The organism is Gimesia aquarii, from assembly GCF_007748195.1.
GTDB classification, from domain to species: domain Bacteria; phylum Planctomycetota; class Planctomycetia; order Planctomycetales; family Planctomycetaceae; genus Gimesia; species Gimesia aquarii.
In genome coordinates this window covers 1,261,152-1,274,145 of record NZ_CP037920.1, presented here as the reverse complement: position 1 = coordinate 1,274,145, position 12,994 = coordinate 1,261,152, and the positions used below count along the sequence as shown (strand labels likewise).

The 12,994-nt window shown below is 44.3% G+C and carries 12 protein-coding genes and 1 tRNA gene; 12 read left to right on the top strand and 1 reads right to left on the bottom strand.

Going from position 1 to position 12,994, the window contains the following annotated elements:
• The first annotated feature begins 26 nt into the window (after nucleotides 1-26).
• From V144x_RS05280 to pth2, 12 genes are all read left to right on the top strand, one after another.
• Nucleotides 27-251 carry a hypothetical protein gene (locus V144x_RS05280; RefSeq protein WP_144982438.1) on the top strand — a complete coding sequence of 75 codons (225 nt, stop codon included), beginning with the start codon at nucleotides 27-29 and terminating at the stop codon, nucleotides 249-251.
• 100 nt (nucleotides 252-351) lie between these two features.
• Nucleotides 352-1,269: a hypothetical protein gene (locus V144x_RS05275; protein ID WP_144982435.1), complete on the top strand. Its 918-nt coding sequence runs from the start codon at nucleotides 352-354 to the stop codon at nucleotides 1,267-1,269.
• Nucleotides 1,270-1,408: 139 nt separating this feature from the next.
• Complete coding sequence (locus tag V144x_RS05270) at nucleotides 1,409-2,026, top strand: hypothetical protein (protein ID WP_144982432.1); 618 nt, start codon at nucleotides 1,409-1,411, stop codon at nucleotides 2,024-2,026.
• A gap of 856 nt (nucleotides 2,027-2,882) precedes the next feature.
• Nucleotides 2,883-4,400, top strand: coding sequence for a hypothetical protein (locus V144x_RS05265; RefSeq protein WP_144982429.1), 1,518 nt, complete (start codon nucleotides 2,883-2,885; stop codon nucleotides 4,398-4,400).
• Nucleotides 4,401-4,989: 589 nt separating this feature from the next.
• Nucleotides 4,990-5,178: a hypothetical protein gene (locus tag V144x_RS05260; protein WP_144982426.1), complete on the top strand. Its 189-nt coding sequence runs from the start codon at nucleotides 4,990-4,992 to the stop codon at nucleotides 5,176-5,178.
• A gap of 98 nt (nucleotides 5,179-5,276) precedes the next feature.
• Nucleotides 5,277-5,717: a hypothetical protein gene (locus V144x_RS05255; protein WP_144982424.1), complete on the top strand. Its 441-nt coding sequence runs from the start codon at nucleotides 5,277-5,279 to the stop codon at nucleotides 5,715-5,717.
• 301 nt (nucleotides 5,718-6,018) lie between these two features.
• Nucleotides 6,019-6,396, top strand: coding sequence for a hypothetical protein (locus V144x_RS05250; protein WP_144982421.1), 378 nt, complete (start codon nucleotides 6,019-6,021; stop codon nucleotides 6,394-6,396).
• A gap of 42 nt (nucleotides 6,397-6,438) precedes the next feature.
• On the top strand, nucleotides 6,439-7,437 hold the full coding sequence (locus V144x_RS05245) for a hypothetical protein (RefSeq protein ID WP_144982419.1): 999 nt from the start codon (nucleotides 6,439-6,441) through the stop codon (nucleotides 7,435-7,437).
• 989 nt (nucleotides 7,438-8,426) lie between these two features.
• Complete coding sequence (locus V144x_RS05240; protein ID WP_232102718.1) at nucleotides 8,427-9,395, top strand: DUF1559 domain-containing protein; 969 nt, start codon at nucleotides 8,427-8,429, stop codon at nucleotides 9,393-9,395.
• A gap of 234 nt (nucleotides 9,396-9,629) precedes the next feature.
• Complete coding sequence (locus V144x_RS05235; RefSeq protein WP_144982416.1) at nucleotides 9,630-9,899, top strand: hypothetical protein; 270 nt, start codon at nucleotides 9,630-9,632, stop codon at nucleotides 9,897-9,899.
• Between the two features lie 102 nt (nucleotides 9,900-10,001).
• Nucleotides 10,002-10,778 carry an alpha/beta hydrolase gene (locus tag V144x_RS05230; RefSeq protein ID WP_315852420.1) on the top strand — a complete coding sequence of 259 codons (777 nt, stop codon included), beginning with the start codon at nucleotides 10,002-10,004 and terminating at the stop codon, nucleotides 10,776-10,778.
• Nucleotides 10,779-11,014: 236 nt separating this feature from the next.
• A complete protein-coding gene (gene pth2, locus V144x_RS28290; protein WP_197998768.1) occupies nucleotides 11,015-12,052 on the top strand; it encodes an aminoacyl-tRNA hydrolase in 1,038 nt (345 codons plus the stop codon).
• A gap of 735 nt (nucleotides 12,053-12,787) precedes the next feature.
• Here the strand turns inward: pth2 and V144x_RS05215 are convergent.
• Nucleotides 12,788-12,860 (bottom strand) — tRNA-Thr (locus tag V144x_RS05215).
• Nucleotides 12,861-12,994 lie beyond the last annotated feature (134 nt).

Sequence of the window (12,994 nt, the reverse complement as noted above, 5' to 3'; positions counted from 1 at the left end):
TAAGTATTTGTTAAAAAAGTGAGCCGATGGAAGAACAAATTGAGTGTATCGGCGGTCCATTGGATGGGAACATTAAAACATTTGTCGGGCAGCAAGTCTATGTTCCTGTCATTGGTCTGGCTGAGCATATTTTCAAGCCAGGAGAAAAAATGATCCGAGACACAATGGGTTTGAGAGGCTGGGATATGTATAAACACAAAGAGGGAAAATATCACTATATTGGAATTCAACAAGGCAATCCCGACGAGTAAATTCACTGGTCGTTTTAAGCCATCAAATTCCTATGATTTTAAAATTCTGTCACTTTTAATATCCAACATCTCCATTCATAACAGAAACCATTTCCAGACGATGACCAAACTTATTCTTGCCAGTTGGCTTGCTGTTGTGTTTTTTTCTGCAAACGCAGGACTCGCTGCCAATCCTGAAGTCACAAACAAAAAAAAGACTGCACAGCGTCTGTACGATGCTGGTGTGCCAGAGAGCGGTTTTCTGACTCTCGAAACAAAGAACTACACGGTTCCCATAGATGCTGCCAGCGGTTGGACCATTGAGAAGATGTTCTATCGCGGTCATCTATTTAGTCTGAATAACGGTCATTACGGAACCGTATTGAAACCCCAGGAGGGGCAGTGGTGGGGTACAGGACACAAAGAAGGGGGACGAGAAGTCGTCCATCGCTTAAAACTGATTGTGGATGGCCAGGATGTTCCCATCACAAAAACGGGAGAGACCATTACTGGTAAACGGATTCAATTCATCAAAGAATCGACCATCTGGAAATTTAAAGTCCGTGCCAAAGTGATTCTTACAAATGACTTTGTTGAAGAACAGACGGAGATGGAAGCCCTGGAAAATTGTAAGACAGATTTACTTTACTATTTTATGCACTGCTTCCCTCCCTCGACAACAAACTGGATTGCTCAACTCCCGGATGGATCATTCGAAGCAGGGGAGTTGTCACATTCAAAGAAAATGGCAGTCAGCAAAAACACAAGTTGGGTTGCTCAATTCGATCCGGAAAATCAACTCGGTCTTTTATGTTATACTCCCAAAGTCATCGCAGGTAACCGTAGTGCCAGCCACATTTGGGACCTTGATCGTTATCACAAATACTATCTCCGCCATAACAGCGGACAGTCTTTCAAAAAGGGCGAGAAGCTTGACTTCACAGTAATAGTAAAAGCAGTCCCCAACGAAACGGGCGATTGGAAAGAAACAAAAAAAGCAGCCTCTCATCTGATGAAGCAGTTTCCAGTCGTGAAATAATCCTCTTTCATGTCTCTTGTAAAGAATAAGGGGTCAAGTATGACATGGAGAAAAGGCCAGACCTGGAAAAATCGAATCTTGATACGTTAAATACCAGTTTAAGCTTATCACTTTGCTTCAATCACCAGGAGTAAGAAACATGTCGGAGAAAGAAAGAGCCGATGAAGATATTCGCGTTTTCAATCACAAGTTTAAATGGGAGTCTCTTCGCTCTGTGGTTTTCTGGAGTTTCATCGCACTGGCTACCCTCTATATTTTTAAACCACATGAGTTGCAAGATTCTATAAAACAGTTAGAGCTCGAACTTGGTAATCAAATCAAAGGCAAGATGTTCGAACAACGTGTTGGTATTCTCGACGACTTTATCGTTAAGAGCGATGCATACACAAAACATGTTAATGTAGTAGCCGAACACGCAAGACCAGCTGATTATCATTCTTATGAAGAAGAGTTTGTGAATTCGTATAATCTACAGCTTGCACGTATGAGGGCAGTATTTGGAGATGCGATAGAGAGTGAAATCCAACAAGCAGAAGCGCAGAGAAAAGCATTACACAAAGCTTTGAGAGTAATGAAACAGTACAAGGATGAGACAAAGAAAGACTATACAGTTCGCCCTTTGGAAGGAATCGAGATTGAGAATGTGTCACAAGAGCGGGATGCACTCGTCAAAAAGAATATCGCGATCACGAAAAAAGCAATTCAACTCCAGTTTTCAGGTATTATTGAAGAGGATTCGAACGTCAGTAAGAAATAACAAGCCGAACAAAAAGGGGTCAGGCATCGTTTTGAAGTCCGCATATTCTGAATGGGTGTGGCGACCACTCATTTATGCGAGAACGCCGAACTCATCGCTGCTTCCCCCATCGAAACCATAGACGCATCCGCCCCTCTAACCAAACCGGAAACCGCTTTCCAGTATCAGACCCCAGGCAAGAGCACGCAACTAAAGATTTTCAGTTTTCGAGTGAAGTCAGGCATGGATACGCTGTATTTATAATGAAAGCTTTTTCTATTGAGATTATTTCTATCGATGAATCTTGTTCAACGTATGAATCACAATCATTAATTGAAGACTCAACAATAACATCGGCTTCTCTTTGACTAACTACTTATTAATAATCCTTGCACAATTATACTAGCCTGTGTCCAGGTTTACTGTAGCGTCTCCAAGACCATCTGGACCGAGTATGTTAGATTGAGTCACGATATACTAAAATGTGATGCGCTATAGTAATGACATTTATGGTTCCTAGTATCTCGCCTACGAGCACCATTGAACCCAACTGGGACGTATACTTTTTTATTGGTTGGTATCATGAATCAATGGCAATCGAAGCACAAATTTAAATCACAGTAGTGAAGACGATAAATGCAATTTACACTTATATTTTGTTGTATTGGAATACACCTCATGCTGTGTGCTTGCCTGAAATGGGATTTCATTATGAAGAGCCCAGCAACATCAATTTTTATAATTCTCTATGGGCGAGGTTTTGCGCGTGTTATATATTTTATGTTAGGTCTTTTTTGGTTTGCGGTCGGCATCTCACCATTGCTTTATGTGATCATAGATGGCTTTCCTCACATATGAATTCTAGGCGAGACCAATAATGAAAAACCTAACCCCCAAACAACAGAAGATCCGGATTGCGGCAGTCGACCCGAAAGCGAAGAGTATCCGCTCGATGGAGCCAGGAATCAAAACTTGGCTTTTTGATGAATCCTATTTTGAGATGCTTCAACCTCACGGTGAGCATATCGAAAAGTTTCTTAGAGATCCAAATCAACATACAAGCAAAAAGCAGTTGACGACGCTTGCATCAAAAGGTTGGTTAGTGGGTATTGATCACGAACCCGAAATTGTTGACTCGGACGGAGTACCGGGCGTCGATTTTGTCACCTGTCGATCTTTGCGAAAGAAGCCTCCAAAGGACGGCTTTTGGTATGACCCCATCGAAGCTGTTGTGTCGCTGCCAAGTGGAAAGCTTTGTGTCGCGTACGACGAAACGATTTTTGCGCGCGGTGAGCTTGGCGAGACAGAGTGCCTCAGATTTTTGCCAGGGTTTTACAAACTTTCGGTGTTCACACGTGTTTTTGATTCTGCGTTTCCCGGTGGCGAGAAAATGGAGATTCCCGATCTGGCCATCTATATGACGAAGTCAGAGTTGTTGCAGCACCCGTTTCGGCCGACGGCGACGACGGTTCCCATTCATCCGCCTGAACAGGATTTAGCAAAGCTGAAGCGGAGAATCCATGGCGTGCCAGATCCTCCTGATCAGAAGCCAAGTTTCAAGGTGAAACAAGGGCATTGCGAGACGACCATCAACTACGTCGATTCAATTGGCATGCTGCAAATCATGATGAAACCAAAGGATCGAAAACGTTTTGGTTTCGAAGAAGGCCGAGTTACGGTTTTGACAATTGGTGAAGGCAAGACCCGGCAGAGTTTGCACGTGATCATTGCACCAGAAAAAGGATTTGACCCAAAGACTTGGCCTGGCATTGATCGACTGAAACGAAAAGTGGATAATCTTGCTCATACGAGGGTGGCTGGCGACCATGTCTTCGTTGAAATCATTAAAGAATCACGAAAGAATCCATTAGAACTGAAACCTGGCCTCCAAGCTGCCGCAGTGCTTGAACTGACTGACATGGAACCCGTTGACGCGAAGTCGTCTAGCAAAAAAGCGAACAAGAGTTCTGCTGTTACCAAGAAGTTTCAAATTGATAAGAAGTTGTTGGGTGGTTTTGTCAATCAGCTGGAAATGGCCGATTCGTGGACGCTTGCATTTCTATTTGACCGAAAGGGAGCTTTGTTCCTTGGTGCTATCTGTATTCATCCTCCGCAGGAGTTCACCAGTCGAAGCGGCAAGAAGGAAACGCTCGCCGCGGGTATCACCGCGGCTTGGGGAAAGTTTCGTGGTGGCGATGAGGTCGAAAAAACGTTCCGAGGTTATCCGGAGGGTATCGAGCGTGCATTGAAATGGGTCCATCAACAGGCAATAAACTGCCAATTCTCCGTTAATCGCACTGAGCTAGAAATTAATGCTCCCCGAAAGTATAAGATTGATCGTCGCCAAGCCAAACGAGATGCAAAACAACTTGGCATCGAAGTGTTTACCGACTAGCTCCAAATGGAAATCGATTTTCGCTGAGCGAATTGTTAGAACATTTAGTCAGATTCACCAGTCCACAAGATTCTATCCACCACCAAAGCCCCCACTGCAGAACCGGCTGAAGCGCTCGCAACATTCGCAATAGAGCGCGTTGTTTGGTATCAGGTGCCAGAAGGGATACGTGGCGTTGTCGTACGTGATCAGAACGAGAATCTATACATTGATTTGCTATTAGAGCCTGCGTCACATTATTATCAAGTTATGATGGGCTATCACTTGGAGCCGGTGTTGCAATTGTTCTGTTAAACATGTCATTGCTAATTACTTTCCTTAGTCCTTCAGTTCCTGGTCTTTCAGATAATTTAGGCTTAACAAAAATCCTTGAATACCCATTTTGGGTTGATTGGTTTGGTTGGTCTGTAGGAAGAACCATCGGCGGTCTTGTTAGTTTTATTGTACCAAGTGTTTCGGTCTCATTATTTGGTGTATTGTATGTGTGGCTCATTCGAAGAATGCTACCCAAAAAGTATAAATTGTGCACACCTTGGTTAAAGCCAGAGGACGAATAAATGGTTAAGACGAAGATTGGTGGAGTGGTGACGTGACAACTTGGCAATATATCGCATTGGGTACTGTTGCTGTCTTGCTATATATTGGCGCGACTATTTTTGCAGGTTTAGCTGATGAAATGCTTCAAGCAGTAAAGCCACTCTGGTTAAATTACTTGATTTATGGTGGATTGATCCTCTTTATCATTTGTGGTACTTGGTACGCGGTAAACATCTTCTAACTCACAAGCAAACTAGCAAGTCTATCACTTGGAGCCTGTGTTTTGGGGTGAGCAGATATGATTGACAATCTTCGAATACAGTTTAGTGGAGTGGTGTCGTGATTAACTTATGGACCCTAGGAGCTGTGTTTCTTTTTGTAAATTTCATGATTGGCTTTTACATACTTATTAATGCATGTGAAATCCATTACAAAAAGGCGACTTTTAAAAAAGGGCAAGACGAGGAACGGCAATTAAATATTTCAATTGGGGATCTTGTGGTTTGTATATTAATAGCGACATTCTTCATTAATCAATATATTGGAGTAACAAATTTCAGTATCTGGAGAACAGGTGGAACAGAGAGTGACTATATATTTGCTGAAATCGCTCCGTTAAGATCAGATATTGATTTACATACTTGGCAAAGGGTGACATATCAAATTGGGTCATGTCTCTCTGTCTCATTATTTGCGGCAATTTATTTATGGCTTACCCGTTGTGCACTCCCAGAAAAGTACAAGTCGTGTATCACTTGGAGAAAGCCAAAAGACGAATAGATGGTTTTTACGAAGTTTGGTGGAGTGGTGTCGTGATTAACTTCTGGGTGTTTGGGTTTCTTGCTTTTTTGATGTGTATAGCATTAGGTTTAATAATTGAACGTGCAGGCAAAGCTTCGCTAAATACGGTAGCACGTACATATCTTACACTTCTGAAGACCGAAAAACTCTGGGTAAGATTTGTTGTCTCATTTACATTAGTGGCTATCTTTGTTTTTGTTTATTGGCTAATTTTCGGATGACTGAACCCAACTGGCAAGTCTATTGCCTGTAGTTTTTATTGGCGAGCGGGAGTTCGGCGATGAGTAGAGCTATTTACTGCTACACACAAGATGGTTGTTTCGAACATGTGATGTGTAACTACGCACCATCAGTACTCCAGGAAATCCATGCCTCTTTTGGTATTGGAAAGTATTATCTGGTCAGTTCAGTTTCACCGGATGATGATTCATTCGAGCTGATTGATGTCAAGCATCCGCAACAAAATGTAGATATTATCGGGGATGCCTTAATCCTCACATGGGAGGAGTTCAAGAAACTCAAGCAGTGCAGACGCAAGTTGGTTAAAAATCCAGCGAATAAAATGAGTGATCCATTTCTGAGTGTAGTCGATGGGTTAATTGACTACATCAGTTCACATCAAGAAATACAACATTTTCAATTTCACGGCGAATTTTAGTTCGTCGACCAACTGGGATGTATACCGCAGAAGGAATACAAAATGAGTCGATTACTAATTCTATTCGCACTACTTCCTGCTCCTCTATACGCAGAACCCACAACGATAATCCACATTCTGAATTATCATTACGTCACACCTGAAGTCTTCGCAGCTGACTTAAAAGACCAGGACAGCACGATTACCCAGGAGCAAATTGACAAGCAGTACTTTGAATTCCTGAAAAGAGGGGGATCGCTTCAGAAAGAGCAGGTAAAGCTGCTCAGACGCTTAATCAAAAGACGCAAGTTGAAATCAGTCTATATCGAGGGGCTGACTGAGAAGAACTATAAAGGCACAATGCGTTTTATAGAAACACTTAAGAATTATGAAAAGTACAAGACACCGCCTGAAAGTAGCTTCGACAAATTGGTAGCAGCACAGAACAGACTCGATTTACTTGAACTTGGTGCAGCTGGTCAGTTGGTTGTGAATGGAGAGCTTGAAACATTGCTGCCCGCTGAGGATTTAGAAGCAATGGAAGCGGCTAATCCAGTACGGGATGATGGAAAAATTGTCTTTGACAAAGAAGCCGACGAGAGGCGTGAAGATGCAATTGTAAGGAACCTTTTGAAGGGTAGCGGGGTTGTTGTAATTGTGCTTGGGGAAGATCATGACTTGCGGGATAATCTTAAGCGATTAGGACCGGGGGTTAAGTATATTCGATTAAAGGTTATGCTAGGTCACAAGGAACTAAAAAAGATGAAGGCAATACATAAACAGTTTCTTGTTCTACAAGAAAAGAAAGCGGGTGACACGGAATGGGCTCGCTTCGAGAAAAAAGTCCACACTGAAATAGACTCTGACATCAGAAATCTGGAAGCATTTTCAAGCTCTGACTACCCTCATTTGCAACATTTACTATGGGCAAGTAGAGACTATCTTTATCCGATGCTAAAGGATGCTCGTACGGAAAAGAACCGTGACCAGGATAAGTTTGAAAAACATCTTAAAGCAGCGGAACGCATTATTAACAATCAAGTCCGCAGAACAGGACCGTGAATGTTATGTCAGATAATCTAGATCCAGATGCTAAAATACAAATTTTGCACAAGCAACTCAGGCGACTTCGTGTAGTGATGGTGTTAACTACCTTATCGCTTGGTTGTATGTTGTATTTATTGTGGGATGCACTTCAGTCTCATTATGCACTTAGTTTAAAGGGGTTGTTGCTAATTGTATGCGTGCTGCTGTTCTCCACGACGTTAATTCTCAACCGGGCTGATAGTTCTCGTCGCCGAAAAAAAATACGTGACCTTTATTCGAACAAAACAGGCTAAGCTAGTAGCTACAGTGCTGGGTAAGCGGACGATTGATTTGCACTTTGAGTTGGGGTAGAAAGGCTCTGTTTTGTCCGGTTATAGAAGAGTAACAAAGTGCTGGCTGGTTCTTGCAATATTATGCATCTTCTGTCTCGTGTTGCCGTCCATAGTTGACGCACCAACCTACATTTTTCTGGCTCGACTCCACTGTGTTTCAACTTTTTTGGTCTCGGTGTCGTGCGCTCTTCTCTCACTATACGATTATTACAAGCATAAAAATCGGTTCGCGATCTACGGATTAGCAGTGGGTGTCATTACGCTGCTTTATGTCCCTACTTTCTATTATTCTGCCTTCCATATTAAGGGGCAGGTCACAATAAAAAACGTCAGTGGTACTGGGTCATGAAGCTGCAGTGGATCAAATACTAGAAAACGCTGTTCCTCATGGGGGATCGTAGTGGTTACAATCCATGAGTGGAGCGGTTCCAGGCTGATCCATATGGGAATTCTCGGATGAAGTAGTTTTTTTATAAGAATGACCTTAATACTATACATTTGAATAATTTCAATTCTGATTGACCGGCCTCTGTGCCTACTGCAAAAAATATCAATGTTTGGTCATGGAATCCTATCGCTTGTTTGAATTCTCAAAAATTTCTGCTTGCCACTTCTATGTCTGAATCGTACCTTAAAGAGGGCAAACATATTCACTTATTTAGGAAATCACTCATGCCTCGCCGAGGTTTTACGACTATCGAACTGCTCGTCACAATCGCAATTATCAGCGTTTTGATGGCGTTGATTCTCCCGGCCGTACAACAAGCTCGTGAGGCTGCCAGACGCACCCAATGCAAGAACAACCTCAAACAAATCGCACTCGCGACGATTCAGTTTCATGATAACATTGGGAGCTTTCCTCCGGGACGAATCATTCCCAGACCAGGTGATCCACAGGAATTATCTTGTGGTCGAGATACCCCCAGTTGGCTTGTGCGCATTCTCCCCTATCTTGAGCAGGGAAACTTCGCAGACGATTGGGATATGCGAGAAAATTTTCAAGATCACCCCGAAGAAGTTCGCACCAGGGCGATTTCCACGTATCTTTGCCCCTCCCGCAGATCTGCTTCCACCGCAAAGATTCCCACTGTCACGGTCGAATTCACAGCTTCTTGCGGTTGTTCGGGGCCGCAAACATTTTTCAGTGGTGCAACCGGAGACTACGGCGGCAACCATGGTGACCTTTCTCCGGGTGCCATTGGGTTCACTTCGGATTTTTATTGGGGTGGAAACGGAAACGGCGTAATCATCAGCAGCCGTTCCTTCTGTGTGGCCGGTCAACCACGAGACTGGATTGATAAAATTCGCAATCGGGACATCACGGATGGGTCTAGTAATACGATTCTCGCAGGCGAAATGCACGTCAACGCTCAAAAAATTAACCAAGCGCCTGATGATGGCACAATTTATAGCGGATGGCATTTCAGTTTCAGCACACGCATTGGAGGTGTCCACGTTCCACTAGCTCCCAATAAGGATTATGTCGACACCAGACTTTACAGCTTCGGAAGCTGGCACCCCGGTGTCTGTCAATTCGGCTTTGCAGACGGCAGTGTCCACGCTCTATCTACATCTATAGATGAAGAAATTCTTGGCTACCTTTGCGTTCGAAATGATAATGAAGTCACAAGCGGCTTTTGAGCGGGTCTGGGATCCCTTTATCAGCAACGAAAAGATATCTTGATCCAAATTTTCTGTAACGAAACAGAATGCTCGTTCAAGTTCATCAGACTCACCAGTCCACAAGTTTCTAGCCACTGCCAAGGACCCAACCACAGAACAGGCTAAGCTAGTAGCCACAGTGCTGGGGAAGCGGGCGATTGAATTACGTTATGGAATAGGCTAATAGGGTTAAGCGAGATCACAGAGGGACTCATGGTAGATTCTGGAACTTTCAACCGATTGTCAAAAGAAGAACGAAGTGAGTACCTGTCTCATAGGCCAGGATTTATTGAAGCTGTGCTGAATAAATCGTATGCAGGCGATGGCTCCGATTTCGCAGAAAAATATAAACTCCAAAATTCGAATGGGCTTTGGTATTTGGTAGGACCAGAAGATAATAAACCCTTTGCAGGCATACAATCAAAATGCAAAGCTGTAATCGAAGCACTCTTTACAGATGCAGTGCAGAACTATGGGAGGTAGATTCGACTGGGAAAGCGTGCGATTGAGTTGGGGTAAATAAGAACGCCAGTGTTAGTGGCTTTGCTACCACACTTCACGAATTTCATTTGAGTTAGGAGATCTATCATCGAAAAGCATATTGTTCTGATTCACGGCACCAACGCAGGGCCTTGGACAATGTCGACTTTCTCTGAATATTTCGAGCAAAGAGGATTTCGTTGCCATAGCCCGGCTTACCGCCATCACGATAGACCACATTCGGACGATTCCTCAGCGATTCTCGCCGGAACGAGCATAGCGGATTATGTTGAAGACATTATTGGATTCGTGAAGACTTTGAACACGACACCGATCCTAGTCGGGCATTCACTAGGAGGATTGATCGCACAAAAGTTGGCGGCCATCGGCCTTGCCCGCGCCATAGTGCTGCTGAATGGCAGCGTTAATTGGGGTGTTCTTCCAACGACCAGGCAGGAGCGCGAACTTGGCAAGACGTTTATATCGGCGGGCTCATTCTGGGAAGACACTTTGCTGCCCGATTTCGATACCATGGCCAAATTTGGTCTCAACAAGCTGGATTCGACCGAGCAACGACGGGTTTTCGATCGCTTGATACCGGAATCAGGCCGCGTAATGTTCGAGCTATTCTTTTGGATGTTCGATGAGAATCAGACCACAAAGATTGATTACGACGGAGTTACTTGTCCTGTCTTGATGGTGTCCGGCTCTGATGACTTGGCAATTCCTCCCTCAACCGCTCGCCTCATTGCCGAACGACATGGTTCGCGGGCAACCTTCTATGAGGCCGAGGATTTTGGCCATTATCTGACTCTAGAACCCAAATGGAAGAAGATCGCGGAGATCTGTGCAAACTGGATGATTGATGTCAAAGAAAGTTGATCAGTCTTGGGTATCTACTAGATAAGCCACCCTAATTAGGGCGGCTCTGTTTATTCAAGACGTAGCAAAAGTAAGTAAATGAACCTTATGATCGTCCCAGTGTCAACTCGTTGGATCGGTAATCTAGTATTGAGAGGAAGTGCCTGTCCATATGGATCCGGCAAACACCTCATGAAGTATTTTCGCCAGTACAACCGGGTGGGATCTTTTAGCAGAAATTGAAGGGATGAGCACATATGACCAACGAATGGACAAAGCCAGAATACGTTGAAGCATATCTGGCCCATATGAAGTGCATACCCCATCGAACCGAAGGAGAGGCAACATTGCTCTCAGAAATCCCCAAGGAGACGAAGCGAGTACTAGACCTCGGCTGTGGAGACGGTCATTTGATGTCGTTAATCCTCTCTCGTTGTCCGAACGCAATCGGCGTTGGCCTTGACTTTTCAACGGCGATGTTGGAGCAGGCTCGACAACGCTTCGGGAATAGTGATCGAGTCATGCTTGTCGAGCACAACATGGACAACCAGCTACTTGATCTCGAAGAATTCGACTGCATTGTTTCGAGTTTCGCCATCCACCACTGCTCGCATCAACGGAAACGGGAGCTATATACCGAGGCCTTTTCTTTGCTAGAAGGAGGAGGCGTATTTTGCAACCTCGAACACGTCTCTTCCCCGACCCAGCGAGTTCACGACCGATTCATCCAAGAGATGGGTATGACACCCGAGGACGAAGACCCGTCGAATAAACTATTGGATGTAGAAACACAATTACGATGGCTGAAAGAGATTGGCTTTGAAGACGTGGATTGCAATTGGAAGTGGCGAGAGCTTGCACTACTGTCGGGGCACAAGACGTATCCTAGTCACCATCAGACGGCGAAACGATCTGGACGAATCAAACAGGTCCTCGTCATGCGGCACGACTTGAAGATGCGTCGAGGCAAACAGATTGCCCAAGGTTCGCACGCTTCGATGTCGTTTATTTGTCATCGACTACAGCAGCGCGACTCATTCTCGATGGATGATTTCTCAGAGGTTGAACAAAGCTGGCTGAATGGATCCTTCGCAAAAGTTTGCTGCCGGGTGAACAGCAAGGAAGAATTGATAGCCATTCACGACAGCGCCGTCGAAGCTAACCTGGAAGTTCATCTCATCACAGACAGTGGCAAGACCGAATTCCATGGAGAGCCGACGCAAACCTGTCTGGCAATCGGTCCTGATGATGCCGAGAAAATCGATGCCATCACTGGTGAATTACAATTACTGTGATAATTAGGCAGCTTGCTTGCGGTTTGCTAGCGGGAAGAAAAAGATGCCAAGTCTACCTCCTTTTCTGTCTTTACTATCATGTCGCCCCGGTCATTCTACTGCAGGATTTTCATCTCTGAATTGATCTTTGAGATCAGGTAGAATGTGAGATTACGGGCGAGAGAATACTCGCATGCAATCGGCTCTTTCTTTCTGCCTGGTGGTCCTGAATTGCTTGCATGTCACTGGAGACTGTTATTTATGATATTCTGGTATGTGTATTGCCTTAACATCTCAAAGAAGTACCTTGTGACTTCGCACCATCATCGCCAGGGGCGTACACCGGTCAAGCGAAGTTATTTGCGCGGTTTTGTCTCAGATATGGCAAAACGACAATCAAAAATGCTCCGTTTTGTTTTGAAAATGATCCGAAAAGGGGTCAACAAGACTGCACATAGCGAAGTGGTTTTGCCGTCGGTCTGTAAAAGTCGTCTATTACTAGTGGGTTTTGTAGTGCTCTCTTCGGCAGGTGATAATAAATTTACTCACAGAAAAACGTTGCCTCGCGCGCGAGACAGATCCCGGAGTTTCGGGAACGGCGCGGCTGTGTCAAGCTGCAGATATGAGCAGCAATAATAGGATTCTACGGATCTGGAAAAGACTCGAACTTGTCAAGAGAAATCCTCTATTCCCAAAACAATGACTGATGAACAAAGCGAAGAATACTGGAGAGTGAAATGAAACAAAGATTAAGAGAGCCGCCGAGGAGAGTCGAACTCCTGACCTACGCATTACGAATGCGTCGCTCTGCCAACTGAGCTACGGCGGCTTTGATTCCACTTATTGGAATGATGACTCAATAACTGAGACTTCGGTTCGCATCGCTGGAACCGGTTGTGAAGTTATTGAGATGAAAATTCAGAGATTAAACCTTGCGGTAGCATACTCGTTTTTAGTTACTTT